The following is an 18,680-nucleotide window of genomic DNA, read 5'->3' on the forward strand; positions in this document are numbered from 1 at the left end:
GAAAGAAACAGAAACAGCAACATCCCTACGTTCTCAGGAGTGCACATGTCCGCCAACCAGGACCGCTTCTTCGCTCTCATGGTCGACAAGCTGGGCGTCGCGCCCGAGGAGCTGACCACCGAAGCAACCTTCGAGTCCCTGGAGTTCGACTCGCTCGCCCTGATCGAGTTGAGCGTCGCCGTGCAGAAGGAGTTCGGCGCACAGATCGACGAGACCGCGCTCACGCCGGAGGACACCGTCGGCGACGTGCTGCGCACCATCGACGCCCAGCTGGTGACCTCCTGATGCGAGGCGCGCGCACCGAGCGCTTCGACGTCGCCGTCACCGGCGTCGGCCTGGTCACCCCGGCCGGCATCGGTGTCGAGGCCAATGTCGAACGGGTCTGGTCCGGCACTCCCACCGCCGCGCGCGACTCCGAGCTGGAGGGGTTGCCGGTCGACTTCGGCTGCCGCGTGCCCGGCTTCGACGCCGGTGCGCTGCTGGGCCGGCGTGCCGCGGTGCGGATGGACCCGGTCAGCCACTTCGGAGTGGTCGCCGCCCGGCAGGCAGTCCAGGACGCCGCGCTCGACCCGGCAGCCTGGGACGGTGCCCGCGTCGGCGTCGTCATGGGCACCTCCCTGGGCGGCTGGTCCACCGTCGAGCGGGAGCACGGCAAGCACCTGGCCGACGGTCCCGGACTCGTATCGCCGCTGCTGATGGTGATGGGGCCGGTCAACATGACGGCCGGCTACATCGCGATGGACCTGAAGGCGCTGGGCCCCAACCAGGTCGTCTCCACTGCCTGCGCCTCCGGCAACACCGCGATCGGCTACGCCCGTGCGCTGCTCGAGGCGGGGGCGTGCGACGTCGTGCTGGCCGGTGGAGCCGAGGCGGCGATGAGCCCGACCGCCATGGCCAGCCTGGCCCGCGCGGGCGCGCTGTCGACCCGCTCGGACGACCCGGCCGCCGCCTCCCGGCCCTTCGACGCCGACCGTGACGGTTTCGTGGCGGGCGAGGGCGCCGCGGTGCTGGTCCTGGAGCGGGTCGAGGACGCGAGGGCGCGCGGTGCCCGTGTCCGTGCCCGGGTCAGCGGATTCGGCGCGTCGGCCGACGGCCACCACGCCTCCGCGCCCGACCCGTCGGGCGGCGGCGCCGAGCGGGCGATCCGCGCCGCGCTCGCCGACGCGCTCATCGAGCCGGGCGAGGTCGACCATGTCAACGCGCACGGCACGTCCACGCCGCTCAACGACAAGACGGAGTCGGGGATCGTCCGCAGGGTGTTCGGCGAACGCCCCGCCGTCACCTCAACCAAGGGTGTCGTGGGGCACTTGCTGGGCGCGGCCGGCGCGGCCGAGGCCGCCTACACGGTGCTCGCCGTCGAGCGGGGGCTGGTGCCGCCCACGGCGAACCTCTCCTCACTCGACGCGGAGGTCCAGGTGGACGTCGTCGCGAAGGAGGCCCGCCCGGTGCGGATCGGCGCCGCGGTCAACAACTCCTTCGGCTTCGGCGGGCAGAACGCGGTGATCGCGGTGACACCCGCATGAACGACACCGCCGCCCTCCCGCCCGAGGGCCGATCCGTACTGGTCACCGGGGGCAACCGGGGGATAGGCCTGGCCGTGGCCCGGGAACTGGCCGCGCGGGGCGACCGGGTCGCCGTCACCCACCGCTCGGGCGAGCCGCCCGCGGGCCTGCTCGCGGTGCGCTGCGACGTCACCGACGAGGGGCAGGTCGAGCGGGCGTTCAAGGAGGTGGAGAAGGAACACGGTCCGGTCGAGATCCTGGTGGCCAACGCCGGGATCACCCGGGACCGGCTGCTGCCGGTGCTGGACGACGACGACATCGACGCCGTGCTCGACACCAACCTGCGCGCGGTGATCCGGGTGGCCAAGCACGCGGCCCGCGCCATGCTCGGCCGCCGCTGGGGGCGCATGGTGCTGATCTCCTCGGCGGTCGCCTTCACCGGGTCCCCCGGACAGGCCAACTACACGGCTGCCAAGGCCGGTCTGGTCGGTCTCGCCCGCTCCCTCTCCTGGGAGCTGGGCAGCCGCGGCGTCACCGTCAATGTCGTGGCCCCCGGGCTGATCGAGACCGACATGATCCAGGACCTGCGTCCGGCCCGGCGGCGCGAGTACCTGAGCATGACACCGCTCGGCCGGGCCGGTGCGCCCGAGGACGTGGCCCACACGGTGGCCTTCCTCACCGGCGAGCGGGCCTCGTACATCACCGGTGCCGTGGTGCCGGTCAGCGGCGGTCTCGGCATGGGCCTCTGACAGATCCCGCATTCCGGGTTCCGGATTACGGACTGCAGACCCGACTTCAGGTCCCAGGTCCCAGGTCCCAGGTCCCAGAGCACAGAGCACAGAGCACAGATCCCAAAGCACAGAGCACAACCAACACCGGTACAGCCACCGCCAGGTGCATCAGCACAGCCGTGCACAACCAACAGGGGGGACAGCCCATGGCCGTCGGTATCGTGTCGATCGGCTCTCACGTGCCCGACCGGGTCGTCGACAACCAGCAGATCAGCGAGTGGACCGGAATGTCCGCCGAGTGGGTCGCCGAACGCACCGGCATCAGCGAGCGGCGCTACGCGGATCCGGGCACCACCACCTCGGACCTCGCCCTGCCCGCGGCCCGGGAGGCGCTCCGGGGAGCCGGACCCGAGGTCCGCGAACAGCTCGCGGCGCTCGTCGTGGCGACCTGCACGCCCGACGTGCCGCAGCCGTCGACGGCGTCCATCCTCCAGCACAAGCTGGGCCTCGACGCCCTGCCCGCCTTCGACGTCAACGCGGTGTGCAGCGGCTTCCTGTACGGCCTCGCCGTCGCCGAGGGCCTGATCACCACCGGGCGGCAGGGCTCGTACGCGCTGCTGGTCGGCGCGGACATGTTCTCCACGATCATGGATCGCGGCGACCGCCGCACCGTGAGCCTGTTCGGTGACGGCGCGGGCGCGGTGCTGCTGGGCGAGGTGCCCGAGGGCTACGGTCTGCGTTCGCTGCGGCTGGTGACCAACGGGGAGTTGAACCACTACGTCGGCGTGGAGGCGGGCGGCACCCGCACCCCGCTCGACCGGCGGGCCCGGGACGCCGGCGAGCACCTGTTCCGGATGGACGGGCGGGCGGTGCGCGACTACGCGCTGGGGGTGCTCGGCAAGCTCACGGGCGAGGTGCTCGACGACTGCGGGCTGCGCCTGGACGACGTGCACCGCTTCGTCTTCCACCAGGCCAACACCCGGCTGCTGGAGACCTTCGTGGAGCAGGCCGGAATCGACCCGGAGCGGGTCGTCTACACGGCGCCCCGGCTGGGCAACACGGTCGCCGCGTCGGTCCCCCTCACCCTGCACGCCGCGCACCGCGCCAGGCCCCTCGCCCGGGGCGAGCGGGTGCTGCTCGCCTCGGTGGGCGGCGGCATGACCGCCGGAGCCGCCCTGCTCACCTGGTACTGACCGCAAGCCCGCCACTCACGCATTGGAGGAGTCATGCGGCTCCAGGGAAAGACCGTCGTCGTCACCGGGGGCACCCGGGGACTCGGCCGGGCGATCACCGAGGCCTACCTGACCGAGGGCGCCTCGGTGATCGCCGCCGCCCGCAACCCGTACGACATCAAGGAACTGGCCGACGCGTACGGCGGCCGGCTGCGCTTCCACTACGCCGACGTCACCCACGAGGCGTCCGTCGCCGACCTGATGGCGGCGGCCGTGGACACGTACGGCCGGCTCGACGTGCTGGTCAACAACGCGGGCACCAGCCGGGACGGGAAGATCGCCCGGCTCAGCCTGGACGACTGGAACACCACGTTCGCCACCAACGTGACCGGGGTCTTCCTGTGCACGAGGGCCGCGGCCGGCCACATGACCGCCCAGGGCGGCGGCCGCATCATCAACGTCTCGTCCTGCGTGGCCGGCCGGGTCGCGGTGGGCGCCGCCGCGTACAGCGCGAGTAAGGCGGCGGTGGAGATGTTCACCCGTACCTCGGCGGCCGAGCTGGCCGCCAGGAACATCGCCGTCAACTGCCTCTCCCCGGGCTACATCGACGAGGGCATGGGCAAGGACCTCGCCGCCAACGCCCGGGCCTGGGAGACCTACCGCGGCCGTCTGCTGTCGGGCCGGCTGGGCGAACCGCAGGAGGTCGCGGACGCGGCGGTGTTCCTGGCCTCACGGGAGTCCGGCTACGTCAACGGCAGTGTGCTGGAAGTCAACGGGGGGCTGCTGTGGGCGGCCTGACACCGGGGCGGGACGTGCTGGTGGTCGGTGCGGGGCCGGTCGGCCTGCTGACCGCGTGCGAGCTGCTGCAGCAGGGCATCCCGGTCCGGGTGGTGGACGCGGGGCGCGGCACCACCGCGCACTCGCGGGCCAACGTGGTGTGGCCGCGCAACCTGGAACTGCTCGACCGGGTCGGGGTGGCCGAGCGGCTGGTCCTGCGCGGCCACCGGCTGGCGGGCACCGCCTTCTACTCCCGCGGACGCCGGCTGGCCACGGCCTGGATGAGCAGGCTCCGCGACGCGCCCTACCCCTTCGCGCTGACCATCCCCCAGCACGAGACCGAGCTGGTGCTGCGCGAACGCCTCGCCGAGCTGGGCGGCACGGTCGAGCACGGGGTGCGGCTGACCGCACTGGACAACTCCGGGGCGCTGCCCGCGGTGAAACTGGAGCACGAGGACGGGCGGACGGAGGAGAGCGAGCCGCACTGGCTGATCGGAGCGGACGGCGCCCACAGCACCGTGCGCAAGCAGCTGGGTATCGCCTACGACGGGCCGCCGGTGGACGTCACCTTCGCCATCACCGACGCACGGCTGTCCACCACGCTGTCCGAGGACCTGTCCCACTACTGCTACTCGCCCGGCGGCGCGATCGTGGTCGGCCCCATGGGCGGTGGCGTCCACCGCATCGCGTTGAACGTGCAGCACGACGCCTTCGACGAGGAGAACCCGCCGCCGGCCGAGCTGTTCCAGCGGATGGTCGACGCACGGGCGGCCGGCCGCAGCCGCGTCGAGGAGCTGCTGTGGAGCGGTTCCTTCCGGGTACGGGTGCGGATCGCGGCCCGGTTCGCCGCGGGCCGCTGCTTCCTGGTGGGCGACGCCGCCCACGTGATCAGCCCGGCCGGCGGCCAGGGCATGAACACCGGGATGCAGGACGCCTTCAACCTTGCCTGGAAGCTCTCCGGCGTGCTGCGCGGCGACTTCGGCGAGGCCATCCTCGCCTCGTACGACGCCGAGCGGCGCAGCGTCTCGCACCGGGTGGCCCGCTCCACCGAACTGCTCACCAGGGCCGGGGTGGTCCGTACTCCGGCGAAGGTGGCGGTGCGGGACGCGGCGTTCTGGGCCGCCGACCGCACCGGGCTGTTCCAGCGGACGGTCGCCCCTCAGCTCAGCCAGACCGATGTCGGTTACGGCGCGGAGCACCCGCGTCTGCCGGTGCGGTCGGCCGGCGGGCGGCCACCGGGACGCGGCACCTCGCCGTGGCCCGAGATCGACCGCGACCGGCCCACCGCCCTGCTGTGGCCCGGCACCCGCAATCCGCCGCCCGGCTGGGCCGGCACCCGGGACCGGCTGCGCGCGGCGCTGGCGCCGTCCCCGGTGGTGGAGCTGGACCGTGCGGTCGCCCCCGCGCTCGCCAAGGCGCTGGGGCCGGCGCCCACCGTGGCGCTGGTCCGCCCCGACGGACACCTCCTGGCACGGGCCGACCCCGAGGATCCGCTGCGAGCGGTCCGCCTGCTGACACGGGCGGCACACCTTCCCCTTTCCCGGCAGCAGCACGGAGGCGCGACGCGATGACATCCCGTGAGTACCACGAGCACCACGAGCACCACGAGCACCACGAGCACCACGAGCACCAGGAGCAGGAGCAGGAGCAGGAGCGCTACGAGCGCCGCGAGCGCCGTCTGTCCCAACGGCCCGACCGGGCCGACGAGTCCGGCCCCGACGGGCCCTTCCCCACCGCCACGGACGAGCGCCCCGTGATCGCGTTCTTCGACGCCGACGAGACGCTGATCGCGATGAAGACCCCGTTCTCGCTGCTGCGGTACCGGCTCAGGCAGCAGGGAGACGTCTCGGGCGCGGAGTACGAGCGCCGGGTCGAGCCGCTGCGCCGGCTCGCCGCCCTGGGGGTGACCCCGGTGGAGGTCGTGTCCAGGTTCTACGAGCTGTTCGAGGGCGTGCCCTGGGACGAGGTGCGGTCGGACGCCCGCGACTGGTACGCCGAACTGCGCGCCCAGGGCTGCCCGTTCGTCGAGCCGGTCGTCGCCCGGCTGCGCCGGCACCGGGAGGCGCGGCACCACACGGTGGTGGTCTCCGGGTCGTGGCCCGCCACGCTGCAGCCGATGGCCGAGGACCTGGGCATCGACCTGGTGCTGTGCACCGAGCCCGGGATCGACGCGCGGGGCAGGATGGACGGGACGATCCGGCACGCGATGTTCGGGCCCGCGAAGGGCGACGCGATGGGGGAGGCGCTGGCGAAGTTCGGTGCCGACCCGGCCGACTGCTACGCCTACGGCGACGATCCGGGCGACCTGACCATGCTGCGCCGCGTCGGGCGTCCGACGGTGGTCGGCGAACACCCGACGATGGTGCGGACCGCCGCCGAGGAGGGCTGGGAGGTCCTCCCGGCCCGGCTGGCGCCCGGCACCCGGCGCCAGCCGGTGTGACCGGTCGCCCGGCGAAAGCCGGGCCCGGGCTCCGGCGGGGACCGGCCCCCGGCGTCGGGTCAGCGGCCGCCGACCGCCGCGGGGAGGTGAGCGAGCCGTTCGAGCGCGGCGGGGGACAGCCGCAGGGCACCGGCCCCGACGTTCTCCTCGAGGTAGCGGCGGGTCTTGGTGCCGGGGAGCACGGCCACGTGGTCGCCCTGGGCCAGCACCCAGGCCAGGGAGACCTGTGCGACGGAGGCCCCGGTCTCCTCGGCCACCGCACGCACCTGGTCGAGGACCGCCTGGTTGGCCGCGAGGGCGTCGGGCTGGTAGCGGGCGAGCCGGTGCCGTCCGTCGGCCTTGGGAAGGTCCTCGGGAGAGGAGATGCGGCCGGAGAGGAAGCCCCGGCCCAGCGGAGCGAACGCGATGAAGGCGATGCCCTCGCGGCGGCAGTGCTCCACGACCCCGTCGTCGAGCGCTTCTCGGCTCCAGAGCGACAGTTCGCTCTGCACCGAGGCCACCGGGTGGACGCCCTGCGCCCGCCCGATCTCCGCCACGGACGCCTCCGAGAGGCCGAGTGCCCCGAGCTTGCCCGCGGCGACGAGTTCGGACAGCGCCCCCCAGCTCTCCTCGACCGGGACCTCCGGGTCGATGCGGTGCAGCTGGTAGAGGTCGATGTGGTCCACGCCGAGCCGGGTCAGACTCGCGTCGACTGCCGCCCGCAGGTGCTCGGGCCGGCCGTCGCGGTGGCTGCGGTAGGTGACCGGGTCGTCGACGACGAGGCCGCCCTTGGTGGCCAGCAGGACCCGGTCCCGGCCGTCTCCCAGGGCGGCCAGGGCCCTGCCGACCAGCACCTCGTTGGTGAAGGGGCCGTACTGGTCGGCGGTGTCGATCAGGTCCACGCCCAGTTCGACGGCACGGTGGACGACCGCGATCGACTCCGTCTCGTCGCGCCCGAGTTCGTCGTACCCCCACGACATGCCCATGCAGCCGAGCCCGACGCTCGCGAAGGTCCTGCCCCCGCCGCCCAGTCGTGTCTCGCGCATCACCGTGCGCACCACCTTTCGTCGCTTCTCCGTCGTTGCTTCGTCGCCTCTGTCCGCCGTCCGCAAGACAGAGTCACATCCTTACACAGACCTCTGTCATGCGCTATTGACATCAGTAAGACGCAGACTACTAATCTGTGACAGAGTTCTGCTTCAGCTTTGGCTTCAGCTTCGGCTTCTGTCCGGGCGTCCGTTCAGGCCTCCCTTGCACCCACCGAGAAGAGGAATCCTCGTGTCAACCGGCAATCCCCGGGCCACACTCGCCGCCGCGTGCGTCGTCGGCCCGCTGATGACCCTCGTGGTCACCGGGCCCTCCGTCGCCGTCCCCGACATCAGCGCGGACCTCGACAGTTCGCTGTCCGCCGCCCAGTGGGTGGTGGACGGCTACATGCTCACGGCCTCCAGCAGCCTCGCCGCGATGGGCTCGCTCGCCGACCGGATCGGCCACCGCCGGATGTTCACCTTCGGCATGGCCTTCTTCGCCTTCTGGATGGCGGTCTCCGGCCTGTCGAACAGCATCCTGCTGCTGGACCTCGCACGGGCCGTCGCGGGCTTCGGCAGCGGGGCGGCGCTCGCCTCCATCACCGCGATCGTGGCCCAGTCCTTCGACGACTCCGCCCGCGCCAAGGCGTTCGGTCTCTTCGGCACCTTCCTGGGCGCGGGGCTGGCGTTCGGCCCGATGTTCGGCGGTGCGCTGGTCAACCTGTGGGGCTGGCGCTCGGTGTTCCTGGTCCTGGCGGGTGCCTCGGCCCTGGTGCTGCTCGCCACACCGCTGCTGCCCAGCCCCAGGCCGAACCGCGGTCAGCGCTTCGACTGGAGCGGTACGTTCGCGTTCAGCGTCGGTGTCGCGCTGCTGGTCCTGGCCCTGGTGGAGGGCCCCGCCCGGGGCTGGACCGACCCAGCCGTGCTGGGTTCGCTGGCCGGCTTCGTGGTGCTGATGGCGGCGTTCGCCGCGATCGAGCGCCGCAGCGACAACCCCATGTTCGACCTGGGCCTCTTCGCCAACCCGCGCTTCCTGGCGGTGTGCCTGGTGCCGCTGGTCCTGGCGTTCAGCTTCGTCGCGCTGGTCATCGTGCTGCCGCCCTACCTCACCTCCGCCGGAGGCCTGTCCGCCTTCCGCATCGGTCTGACGCTGCTGCTGCTCACCGGTCCTTCGCTGGTGGTGCCCGCCGTCACCGGCGTGGTGGCCCCCAAGGTCTCCCAGCGCACCCTGTTCGTGCTGCTGCTGTGCTTCTCGGCCGTCGGTGCCGCCTGGCTGACCGTGATCGAGCCCGACTCCACCACACTCGCGCTGGCCGGGCCGCTGCTCTGCCTCGGCATCGGCTACGGCATCTCGCTGGGCATCCTGGACGGCGCGGCGGTCTCGGCCGTCGAGCCCGAGCGCATGGGCATGGCGGCCGGCATGTTCAACACGGTCCGGCTGACCTCGGACGCCGTGTCCATGGCGGGTCTGGGCGCCCTGGTCACCGTACTCACCAAGAACGCGCTGGACTCCGGCGCCGTCGGCACCTACCCCGGCGGAGCCGACGACCTGACCTCGCGGGCCCTCCAGGGCAGCCTGGCCGACGCGGCCGCCGACGTTCCCGCCGGTGCGCGGGACGGAGTGGTGCGGGCCACCGCCGACGCCTACACCGGCGGGCTGCACGCCACCATGTGGATCGTCGCCGCCGCCTGCGCCGTGAGCGCGGTGGCCGTCGCCGCACTGCTGTCGGGCCGGAAGCAGACTGAGGAGCCTGCCCCCGCAGTCCAGGAAGCCGAAGGACCCGCAGTCCAGGAAGCCGAAGGGCCCGCCGCCGTCCCGACGGGCCCGGCACGGTGAGCGCGGCGGCCACCGCGGCGCCCGCCACCCGGCTGGGGCCGATCGAGGTGCTGCCCGAGTACGCCGGGCAGCAGCTGGTCGAGCGCCTCGGCATCGAACTGACCGTCTGCCGGCCCGACCTGGTGGTCGCCACCATGCCGGTCGAGGGCAACCGGCAGCCGATCGGCCTGCTGCACGGCGGCGGCAACGCGGCGCTCGCGGAGACGGTGGGCTCGGTCGCGGCCTGGTTGCACGCCGGAGCGGACCGCGTCATCGTGGGGCAGGAGCTGTCGTGCACCCACCACGCCGCAGTGCGCTCGGGACTGGTCACCGCCACCTGCCGTCCCCTGCACCTGGGAACGTCCTCGGCCACCTACGAGATCGTCGTCACCGACGAGCGCGGTCGGCGGACCTGCACCGCCAGGCTGACCTGCGCCATCCCTGCGGCGCGCCGTGGACGGAGAAAGTAGATGCCCGTACCGCTTCACTTCGTGTTCTGGCATGTAAGAGAATACTGATATGGCGCAAACTGCAGCGGAAGAACTGGCCGCAGGCCGACTCGGCCACACCATCAAGCGGGCCGAGCAGGCCCTGATCTCCCGCAAGACCCGGGCCCTGCGGGAGTTCGACCTCACCGTGCCGCAGTACTCGATCCTGCTGCTGCTCTCCGTGTCCGACGGCATGTCGGCCGCGCAGTTGGCGCGCGAGTGCCTCGTCACTCCCCAGACGGTGGCCACCGTGCTGACGAACCTGGAGAAGACCGGGCTCATCGCCCGCGAGCCCTCCAAGCTGCACCAGAAGGTGGTCGTCAACCGCATCACGCGGAGCGGCAGGGCCGTGGCGCGGAAGGCCGACAAGGCCGCCCTCCAGGTGGAGGCGGCACTCGGCTCGGCCTTCGAGCCCGAGGAGCGGGAGCGCTTCGAGAAGTACCTGGAGCGGGCCATCGCCACGCTGACGGAGCTCGACTGACAGCTCGACTGACAGCTCGACTGACAGATCGACCGACAGCTCGACCGGCAGCTCGGTCGACGGCTCGGCCGACGCCGTCGGCGCCCCCGTTCGCCCCCGCACCGGGTGAGGCGTTCACGCGCCGAGTGAGACATCCCCAACACCTCAAAATCGAGCAAAAAGGCTTGCGGCGGAACAGGCTGCTCGATAGAAAAGACAGTGTTCTGTCATAAAGCAGACATTGTTCAAAAAGGTACTGTCCCGAGCCCCCGGCAGCGGCAGCCCGCCCCTGCCGGGGGCTCGGGACGGCCATAGGGGGAACTGTGCACATACGAGTACTCGGTCCGCTGACCGTTCTCGACGATCATCTACGACCCATCCCGCTCGCGCCCAAGCCCAAGCGGCTCCTGGCCATGCTGGCCATCGACGCCAACCGGGCGATCTCCGTCACCTCCCTCGCGCGCGAACTGTGGGGGGACACGCCGCCGCGCACGGCCACGGCCACCATCCAGACCTACATCGGGCAGATCCGGCGCAGCTTCGCCGCGGCCCTGGGCATCAGCGTGGCCGAGGCCGCCGAGACGCTCCTCGTCACCGAGGGCGGCAGCTACCTCCTGTCCGGAGGCCGTGCGGCGCTCGACATCGCGGAGTACGAGCAGCTGGCCGAGACCGGTACGCGGGCAGTCCGGCAGGGTGACTACCCGGCCGGCGCCCTGATGCTGCGCCAGGCGCTCGCCCTGTGGCGCGGGGCTCCGCTGGTCAACGTCGAGACGGGCGAACTGCTCGGCGCCCGGGTCCTCCACCTCGAGGAGTCCCGCCTGTGCGTGCAGGAGCACCGCATCTTCGCGGACCTGCAGCGCGGGGCGCACCACAACCTGATGGGCGAGCTGGTCGAACTGACGTCCCTGCACCCGCTGCACGAGACCCTGCACGGTCACCTGATGCTGGCGCTGTACCGCAGCGGACGGCGGGCCGAGTCGCTGGCCGTGGCGCGCAGGCTCCGCCGGCGACTGGTGGCCGAACTCGGCCTCGAACCCTCACCGTTCCTCCTCCAGATGGAGCAGGACATCCTGCGCGGCGAGGCCTCGCTCGACCCCGACCCGTCACCCGGTGACGGGGACGTCCGGCACCACCGGCGTGAGCCGGTACTCGCCTCACTCGCGGACTGATCACTCGCGGACTGGTCACTCGTGGATTGATCACTCGTGGGCCGAGCGTCCGGGAGACCAACACCGGAGCCGGGCGCCGGTGCCGGCGAGGGCCGGGGCGGACAGGCAGGAGGTCACCACCTGGCGCAGGGCCTCCGCGCTCGCCTTGCCGAACCTCTCCATCCCCTCGGCCCGCAGGTAGGCCTTCTTGGTGCGGCGTATGTCCACCCGCTCGCTGACCGAGCGGGGGGCCGGGCCGAACGGGTCGTCCCCGCGGTGCATGCGCTCGAGTTGGGGGGCGGCCACGGTGGCGATCGAGTGGAGCAGCAGGCCGGCCGGGTGGCGGTCCGTGTCGTGCAGGAGGAGGGCGGTGGCGCCGTCGCCGTAGCCGATCCCGTAGTCACCGCTCCAGCGGTCGAAGCCGGGATCGGCGAACCGGTCGGCCGTGGTGACCAGGGCGATGCCCAGCTCGGGCTCGGCGAGCAGCCGGGCCGCCGCCAGCTCCACTGCGGCGGCGCCCCCGTTGCACACCTGCTGCACACCGACGGGCGTCGCGGAGTCGGCTTCGAGCCGGTCGGCTATGTAGTGGGCGGGCGACCACAGGTCGTGGCCCTGGTAGTGGATCCAGGCGTGCAGCAGCAGGCCGACCGACCTGCCGTCCAGCCCCGCCGCCTCCAGGGCGCGGCGCCCGGCGGCGACGGCGAGCTCGGGCGGCGCCTGATCGGCGACGGGCAGCGCGTCGTGGCCGAGTTCTCCGGCCGTCTCGGAGTCGAGCCGCCCCTGCCGCACCGCCTGGGACGCGCTTTCGCGTCGCTCGGGAAGCCACAGTGTGGGACCGGAGATCGCGAACGGACGAGGGAAGTGCATGCGAACGGACACCCCTTTCGACAGGACGTGCACCCCCGGGCACACCGAAGTCGTCCGCGCGCGCCAGGAGCTGCCCGTGAATAGCAGAAGTCTGTCATTCAGCTCAGCTCTGCCGCAACTGCGGGATGTGTGCGGAGGCAGGGGTGGGTGACAGCCGGGAGGGGCGGCAAGAGAGGGTCTCGTCAGGTCGTCGGCACGGCGACGAAGCGGCCCGCCACCCGCAGGTCCGCCTCGATCTGGGAGGCCGCGCGCAGGAGTTCGGGCAGGAGTTCCCGCTCGCAGGCCTCCGTCGTGCGGCGGGCCGCGTGCATCGCCACGTTGATCGCCGCCACCACCGTGCCCGTACGGTCGCGGACCGGGACCGCGATCGCACGCAGACCGGCCTCCAGTTCCTCGTCGACCAGGGCGTAGCCCCGGGTCCGGGCCTCGGAGTGCGGCAGGAGGACGCGGCCCAGGGCCGTCGCGCGGGCCGGGAGGCGGGTGCCGACCGGGACGTGGGCGGTCAGGACGCGGCCGGTGGAGGCCCGGGCCGTGTACTGGATCTCCTCGCCCGAGTCGGACAGGACGGCCAGCGCCGTCGACTCGTGGACGCGGGCCGCCAGGGCGGTCAGGTGGGGTTGGGCGATGTCGGGGAGGGACGTGCGGGAGAGGGGCGGGAAGCCGAGGGAGAGGACGCGGGGCGTGAGGGCGTGGGTGTGGTCGGGGGCCGGGGTGACCAGGCCCGCGTGGGTGTGGGTGATCAGCGCCCTGCGTGCCGTCGCGCGGGTCAGACCGGTGGCCTTCGCGATCTCAGTGAGGGTCAGCCGGGAGCGGCCCTCGCCGAAGGCGGTCAGGACGGTCAGGCCGCGGGCCAGGGACTCGACGAACTCCCGGCCCAGTTCCTGCTTCGACGCGCCGGTCCAGGTCGCCAGGTCGGTGCGGTGCCCTTCCGGCGCCGGCGGCGGGGCGGTGCGCAGGTCGCGCTCCATCGTCGTGACCGCCTCGCGCAGGCGGGGGAGGAGGGTGGCCCGCAGGTCCGGTGCCGTGTGGCGGCTGGTGTGGCTCACGACGCTCGCCACGCAGGCCACCCGGCCCGTGCCGGGATCGCGTACCGGGACGGAGACGGCCACCAGACCCGGCTCGATCAACTGGTCGTCCACGCACCACCCGTCGGACGCCGCCCGGGCCGTGCGATGCTCGAAGTCCGGGGCGGGGGTGGCGGGTTCGCGCGGTGGTACGGCGGGGAAGGCGGTGTCTCCCGGGTCGGCGGCCCGTCGGGTGCGCCAGCGGTGCCAGTCGGCCGGCGTCCACTCCGCGGCGAACAGCGGTCCGGGCGCCGTGCGTTCGGCCGGGAGCCGGTCGCCGATGCGGAAGCTCAGGGACATCGCGCGGCGGCGGGTGGCCTGGTGGATGAAGCGGATGCCGTCGCGGTCGCCGACCGCCAGTGACACCGACTCGTCCAGTTCGTCGGCCAGTTCGTCGGCGCGGGCGGAGAGCAGGGCGGGCAGGCGCAGGGCCGCCAGGTAGGCGTTGCCCAGCTCCATCAGGCGGGGAGCGAGGGTCACGTCGCGGCCGTCCAGGCGGACGTAGCCCATGCGGGCCAGGGTCGCCGTGACGCGGTCGACCGTGGAGCGGGCCAGCCCGGTGGCCTTCTCCAGGCCGCTGAGGGAGAGGGTGACGCCGTCCGCCTCGGTCAGGCGGCGCAGCACGGCGATGCCGCGCAGAAGCGGGCCGACCGCCTCGTCCGGCACGGACGCCTCCGGCGGGGACGGTTCCGGCGCCTCCGGCGGGGACGGTTCCGGCGCCTCCGGCGGGGACGGTTCCGGTGCGGTCGGCTGTGGCGTGGGCGCTTTCGGTGGGGACGGTTCCGGTGCGGGCCCCTCTGGCACGGACGCCTCCCGCAGGGCCGGCTGCGGTGCAGGCGACTCCGGCAGGGGCGAGTTCCGCACGGTCGCCTCCGGCAGGGCCGGCTGCGGTGCGTTCGGCTCCGGTGCGGACTCGTTCGTCGGTCTGGCGGTCATCGAGGCGGTCGTCGGCTTTCCGGTACGGCGGTCGGAGCGCCCCCACCGTAAGCCCTCTCCGTGAGCCCCCGCCGTAAGTCCCTCTCCGTAAGCCCCCGCCCGTTCCGGCGGCCCGGCCCCGCCCCGGCGTCCGCCGTCACCTGCGTGTGATCCGCACCCGCTGCTCGCCCTTGCCGTCCGCCGCCGACACGGCGACGGTGATGCCGCGGCGCGGGTCCTTGAAGGTCTCGCCCGGCTCGAAGGCGGCGTCGGAGAGTTCGGCGTGGACGTTCGGGCTGCGGGTGCAGCCGCCGCTGTCGCGCTGGGAGTCGTAGACCCGGACCGGTCCCATCCCCGTGTCCACGTCCGCGTCGACCTTGTAGATCAGTACGCCAGGCCGGCACACCGTCTCGTCGTTGCCCTCACGGGTGCGCAGTTCGACCGCGTAACCCGTCCTGCCGTCCAGCGGGACGACGACCAGTTTGTCGCCTCCCTTGCGGGCCAGCGGAGTCAGTGTGTACTCCGTGGTCCCGGAGGCGGTGGCGCAGTGCACCTGGGACGGGTCGAGCCAGCCCAGCTTCCACTTGTGCCAGCCCAGGAGGTCGTTGTTGGCGCCCCAGTCCTCGCTCATGATGTCCCAGTGGCCGACGGCGCCGCCGCCCTCCTGGGTGTAGAGGTCCGGCAGGCCGAAGACGTGGCCGTTCTCGTGGGGGAGGACCCGGTAGCCGGTCTCGTCGTAGGAGCCGGAGCCGTCGTCCTGGCGGGAGTAGACGAACGAGGCGTTGGCGACCGGGACACCGTCGGCGACGGGGGCCTCCTTGTTGCCGGCGAAGGTCACGGACAGGACCGTGTCCAGGGCGGAGGGCCCGGCGTTCGGGGTGACCAGGACGTTCACGAGGTCGTACTTGCGGAAGTCCACCTTCGCGTCGGCCGCCGCGACCATGTCCTGGACCAGCCCGCGGTACCCGGGTTCGAAGGGCGCGCCGCGCTCTATGCCGTACTCGGCGAACGACTTCGGCATGCGGAGCCAGTCGCGGATCGGGGTCTCGGGGCGGTAGTCGAGCCGGCCGTAGCTGCTGGTGCGAAACCATTCCTCGGTCTGTGGGAAGAACTCCCCGTACCGGTCGAGCGCCTTGCCCTCTCCGGGTGCGTCGGAGAAGTCGATCATCAGGTTCAGGGCGCGGACGGTGCCGGTCGAGCGGGCGTAACCGGTGGACGTGGGAACGCCCTCGGACATCTGGATCTCGGAGCCGCCGCTGATCATGCAGGGGCCGTGCGCGGAGGAGCGGGAGAGGGCGGCGGGGCCGGGGCCCGCGGTCGAGGTGCCGGGCGCGAGCCGGCCGGTGCCGGCCGAGGTGCTGAGCGCGAGCGTCAGGGCGGTGACGGTCCCGATCGCGGCCAGTCGGCGCGGGCGTATGCGTCGGCTCGGCGGCTGCGGCTGCGGCTGCATGCGGACCTCCCCGACCACGGCAGCCGCCCGACACCGGCTGCACCCATGGCCTCACGATGTGTCGGAGGGTGCGCGGGCGCGCGCTGAGAAGGCCGATCGTGGGTTTCTCGCCGGTAGCCGCCGATCGGGTGAGAGGCACCGTCCCCTCACCGACGGTGAGGGGACGGAGGCGGAGCGGGGTGTGAGCCAGGTCACCGGAAACTTCTCCGGAAGGGGGAAATAACCGGGGACCGTTTCCCCGTTTGGAACTGTGTCCGAGCGAAACGGGGACGGAATCCCCGGATCGCCACCGAGCAGAGACACACGCACTCACACCCTCACAGACCAAGGAGTACGCCGTGCGGACCGCGATTCCCGACCAGCGCAGGACGGCCCGGCCCCGCGCCGACGCCGTGCGCAACCGGGAGCGGATCGTCACCGCCGCCCGGGAGATGTTCGTCGAGTTCGGCCCCGACGTGCCGCTCGACGACGTCGCCCGCAGGGCCGGTGTCGGCAACGCCACGGTGTACCGCAACTTCCCCGACCGCGACGCCCTCGTCCGCGAGGTCGTCTGCTCGGTCATGGACCGCACGGCACGGGCGGCCGAACTGGCCCTCGCGGAGACCGGCGACGCGTTCGAGGCGCTGGAGCGCTTCGTGCACGCCTCCGCCGACGAGCGGATCAGCGCCCTGTGCCCCATGGTGTCCAGCACGTTCGACCAGCACCACCCCGACCTGGTGGCGGCGCGCGAACGGGTCGAACGACTCGTCGCCGAGGTCATGGACCGGGCGAAGGCGGCCGGTCAGCTCCGTGGAGACGTGGGCGTGAGCGATCTCATGATCGCCGCGTCCCAGCTCAGCCGGCCCCCGGCCGGCACGGGGTGCCTGAGCGCCGACCGGTTCGTCCATCGCCATCTGCAGCTGTTCCTGGACGGGCTGCGGGCTCCTGCCCGCAGCACCCTGCCGGGCACGGAAGTCACCATGGAGGACCTGCGCCGGCCCTGTGACCAGTAGCCCAGCCGAGTAGTCCAGAGTCCAGTAGTCCAGTAGTCCAGAGCCCCGTAGACCGGAGCCCCTGGGCCGGAGCCCCGTAGGCCAGGGTTCAGCGGTCCCGAGTCCAGCGGTCCGGAACCTCAGGTCCGCGGCCGTCGGGCCGTCAGGTCGTCCCCGGGTCACTGCGATCCCGTGGTCCGACCGCGGTCCGACTGTGACCCGGCTGCGGTCCACTCGTCCCTTTAGTCACCTTTCCGTCTCGTTTTTTCCGTCACGAAGTCCCGAAGTGGGTATCCGCATGTCTCAGTCAGCCGTCAAGGCGTCCGGCGTCACCGACGCTCCGGACGCCGGACGCTGGAAAGCGCTCGTCTTCATCGCGCTCGCCCAGCTGATGGTGGTCCTCGACGCCACCATCGTGAACATCGCCCTGCCCTCCGCCCAGCAGGACCTCGGCATCTCCGACGGCAACCGGCAGTGGGTCGTCACGGCCTACGCCCTCGCCTTCGGCGGCCTGCTGCTGTTCGGCGGACGGATAGCCGACCTGTGGGGCCGCAAGCGCACCTTCGTCACCGGCCTGGCGGGCTTCGCCGTGGCCTCCGCGCTCGGCGGCGCGGCCACCAACGAGGCGATGATGTTCAGCTCCCGCGCCCTCCAGGGCGTCTTCGGCGCGCTGCTCGCGCCCGCCGCGCTCTCCCTGCTCGCCGTGATGTTCACGGACGCCAAGGAACGGGCCAAGGCCTTCGGCATCTACGGTGCGATCGCCGGTGGCGGCGGTGCCGTGGGTCTGATCCTCGGCGGCTTCCTCACCGAGTACCTGAACTGGCGCTGGACGTTCTTCGTCAACATCCCGTTCGCCGTCGTCGCCGCGGCCGGTGCGTACCTCGTCATCCGTGAGCCGAAGGGCAGCCGCAACCGCTCGCCGCTCGACATCCCCGGCGTGATCCTGTCCACCCTCGGCCTGGTCGCGCTCGTCTACGGCTTCACCCGCGCCGAGTCCAACGGCTGGAGCGACGCCACGACGATCGGCATGTTCGTCGGCGCCGCCGTGCTGCTGCTGTCCTTCGTGCTCGTCGAGTCCCGGGTCAAGGCCCCGCTGCTGCCGCTGCGCGTGATCACCGAGCGCAACCGCGGCGGGATCTACCTCTCGCTGGGCCTGGCGATCATCGCGATGTTCGGCCTGTTCCTCTTCCTGACCTACTACCTCCAGATCGTGAAGGGCTACACGCCGGTGAAGACCGGCTTCGCCTTCCTGCCGATGATCGCGGGCATGATCACGGGCTCCACCCAGATCGGCACCCGCCTGATGACGCGGGTCGCGCCCCGGCTGCTGATGGGCCCGGGCTTCCTGGTCGCGGCGGTCGGCATGCTGTTCCTCACCCGGCTGGAGATCAACACCTCCTACGCCGGTGTGCTGCTGCCCGGCATGCTCCTGCTCGGCCTCGGCATGGGTACGGCGTTCATGCCGGCGATGTCCCTGGCCACCATGGGCGTGGAGCCGCGGGACGCCGGCGTGGCCTCCGCGATGGTCAACACCTCGCAGCAGGTGGGCGGCGCGATCGGCACGGCACTGCTGAACACGATCGCCGCGTCCGCCACCACGTCGTACATCGCGGACCACATGGGTGGCGCGTCCTCCCGCTCCCAGCAGCAGCTGGTCCAGCTGCAGGGTCAGGTGCAGGGTTACACCAGCGCCATCTGGTTCGCCGTCGGCATCCTGGTCGCGGCGGCCGCCGTCGCCCTGACCTTCGTCAACGCCGGCCGCCCGGGCGGTCCCGCGGCCGGCGCGTCCGGTGCGGGCGAGACGGCCGAGGACGAGCTGCCGGTGCCGGTCGTCGCCCACTGACGACGCCGGACCCGGTACCCGCTCGGGCC

17 protein-coding genes are annotated in these 18,680 nt (G+C 72.4%); 13 read left to right on the forward strand and 4 right to left on the reverse strand.

What is annotated here, in order from left to right; all coding sequences use genetic code 11:
* The first annotated feature begins 45 nt into the window (after nt 1-45).
* The 7 genes from HZS56_RS01595 to HZS56_RS01625 all read left to right on the forward strand — a co-directional run bounded on the left by HZS56_RS01595 (nt 46) and on the right by HZS56_RS01625 (nt 6,622).
* Nucleotides 46-285 (forward strand): acyl carrier protein, encoded by a 240-nt coding sequence (locus HZS56_RS01595; protein ID WP_216718810.1) that lies wholly within the window; start codon nt 46-48, stop codon nt 283-285.
* A complete protein-coding gene (locus HZS56_RS01600) occupies nt 285-1,523 on the forward strand; it encodes a beta-ketoacyl-[acyl-carrier-protein] synthase family protein (protein ID WP_216718811.1) in 1,239 nt (412 codons plus the stop codon). The genes HZS56_RS01595 and HZS56_RS01600 overlap by 1 nt, the downstream gene beginning before the upstream one ends.
* Nucleotides 1,520-2,251: a 3-oxoacyl-ACP reductase FabG gene (gene fabG, locus HZS56_RS01605; protein WP_216718812.1), complete on the forward strand. Its 732-nt coding sequence runs from the start codon at nt 1,520-1,522 to the stop codon at nt 2,249-2,251. The genes HZS56_RS01600 and fabG overlap by 4 nt, the downstream gene beginning before the upstream one ends.
* Nucleotides 2,252-2,439: 188 nt before the next feature.
* Nucleotides 2,440-3,426 (forward strand): 3-oxoacyl-ACP synthase III family protein, encoded by a 987-nt coding sequence (locus tag HZS56_RS01610; protein ID WP_216718813.1) that lies wholly within the window; start codon nt 2,440-2,442, stop codon nt 3,424-3,426.
* A 33-nt stretch (nt 3,427-3,459) separates the two neighbouring features.
* Nucleotides 3,460-4,203 (forward strand): SDR family NAD(P)-dependent oxidoreductase, encoded by a 744-nt coding sequence (locus HZS56_RS01615; RefSeq protein WP_216718814.1) that lies wholly within the window; start codon nt 3,460-3,462, stop codon nt 4,201-4,203.
* Nucleotides 4,191-5,753, forward strand: a complete 1,563-nt coding sequence (locus tag HZS56_RS01620) for an FAD-dependent monooxygenase (RefSeq protein WP_216718815.1) — start codon at nt 4,191-4,193, stop codon at nt 5,751-5,753. Before HZS56_RS01615 ends, HZS56_RS01620 begins: the two co-directional genes overlap by 13 nt.
* A complete protein-coding gene (locus tag HZS56_RS01625) occupies nt 5,750-6,622 on the forward strand; it encodes an HAD family hydrolase (RefSeq protein WP_216718816.1) in 873 nt (290 codons plus the stop codon). The genes HZS56_RS01620 and HZS56_RS01625 overlap by 4 nt, the downstream gene beginning before the upstream one ends.
* A 59-nt stretch (nt 6,623-6,681) precedes the next feature.
* Here HZS56_RS01625 and HZS56_RS01630 read toward each other — a convergent pair whose 3' ends face one another.
* On the reverse strand, nt 6,682-7,647 hold the full coding sequence (locus HZS56_RS01630; protein ID WP_216718817.1) for an aldo/keto reductase: 966 nt from the start codon (nt 7,645-7,647) through the stop codon (nt 6,682-6,684).
* Nucleotides 7,648-7,879: 232 nt separating this feature from the next.
* On the opposite strand from HZS56_RS01630, the gene HZS56_RS01635 reads away from it, so the two are divergent.
* From HZS56_RS01635 to HZS56_RS01650, 4 genes are all read left to right on the forward strand, one after another.
* Complete coding sequence (locus HZS56_RS01635) at nt 7,880-9,466, forward strand: MFS transporter (RefSeq protein ID WP_216718818.1); 1,587 nt, start codon at nt 7,880-7,882, stop codon at nt 9,464-9,466.
* Nucleotides 9,463-9,915, forward strand: a complete 453-nt coding sequence (locus HZS56_RS01640; protein ID WP_216718819.1) for a hotdog fold thioesterase — start codon at nt 9,463-9,465, stop codon at nt 9,913-9,915. Before HZS56_RS01635 ends, HZS56_RS01640 begins: the two co-directional genes overlap by 4 nt.
* A gap of 49 nt (nt 9,916-9,964) precedes the next feature.
* Nucleotides 9,965-10,414, forward strand: coding sequence for a MarR family winged helix-turn-helix transcriptional regulator (locus HZS56_RS01645; RefSeq protein ID WP_216718820.1), 450 nt, complete (start codon nt 9,965-9,967; stop codon nt 10,412-10,414).
* A gap of 302 nt (nt 10,415-10,716) precedes the next feature.
* Nucleotides 10,717-11,562, forward strand: coding sequence for an AfsR/SARP family transcriptional regulator (locus HZS56_RS01650; RefSeq protein ID WP_308407960.1), 846 nt, complete (start codon nt 10,717-10,719; stop codon nt 11,560-11,562).
* A gap of 30 nt (nt 11,563-11,592) precedes the next feature.
* Here HZS56_RS01650 and HZS56_RS01655 read toward each other — a convergent pair whose 3' ends face one another.
* The 3 genes from HZS56_RS01655 to HZS56_RS01665 form a co-directional block, all read right to left on the reverse strand.
* Nucleotides 11,593-12,408, reverse strand: a complete 816-nt coding sequence (locus HZS56_RS01655) for a beta-ketoacyl-[acyl-carrier-protein] synthase family protein (RefSeq protein WP_216718821.1) — start codon at nt 12,406-12,408, stop codon at nt 11,593-11,595.
* Nucleotides 12,409-12,590: 182 nt separating this feature from the next.
* On the reverse strand, nt 12,591-14,138 hold the full coding sequence (locus HZS56_RS01660; protein ID WP_216718822.1) for an IclR family transcriptional regulator domain-containing protein: 1,548 nt from the start codon (nt 14,136-14,138) through the stop codon (nt 12,591-12,593).
* 406 nt (nt 14,139-14,544) lie between these two features.
* A complete protein-coding gene (locus tag HZS56_RS01665; protein WP_216718823.1) occupies nt 14,545-15,837 on the reverse strand; it encodes a M6 family metalloprotease domain-containing protein in 1,293 nt (430 codons plus the stop codon).
* A 338-nt stretch (nt 15,838-16,175) separates the two neighbouring features.
* Between HZS56_RS01665 and HZS56_RS01670 the strand changes: the two genes are divergently transcribed.
* On the forward strand, nt 16,176-16,829 hold the full coding sequence (locus HZS56_RS01670; RefSeq protein WP_216718824.1) for a TetR/AcrR family transcriptional regulator: 654 nt from the start codon (nt 16,176-16,178) through the stop codon (nt 16,827-16,829).
* A 277-nt stretch (nt 16,830-17,106) separates the two neighbouring features.
* Nucleotides 17,107-18,651 carry an MFS transporter gene (locus tag HZS56_RS01675; RefSeq protein WP_216718825.1) on the forward strand — a complete coding sequence of 515 codons (1,545 nt, stop codon included), beginning with the start codon at nt 17,107-17,109 and terminating at the stop codon, nt 18,649-18,651.
* Nucleotides 18,652-18,680 lie beyond the last annotated feature (29 nt).

This window comes from Streptomyces mayonensis (genome assembly GCF_018982965.1).
GTDB lineage: Bacteria > Actinomycetota > Actinomycetes > Streptomycetales > Streptomycetaceae > Streptomyces > Streptomyces mayonensis.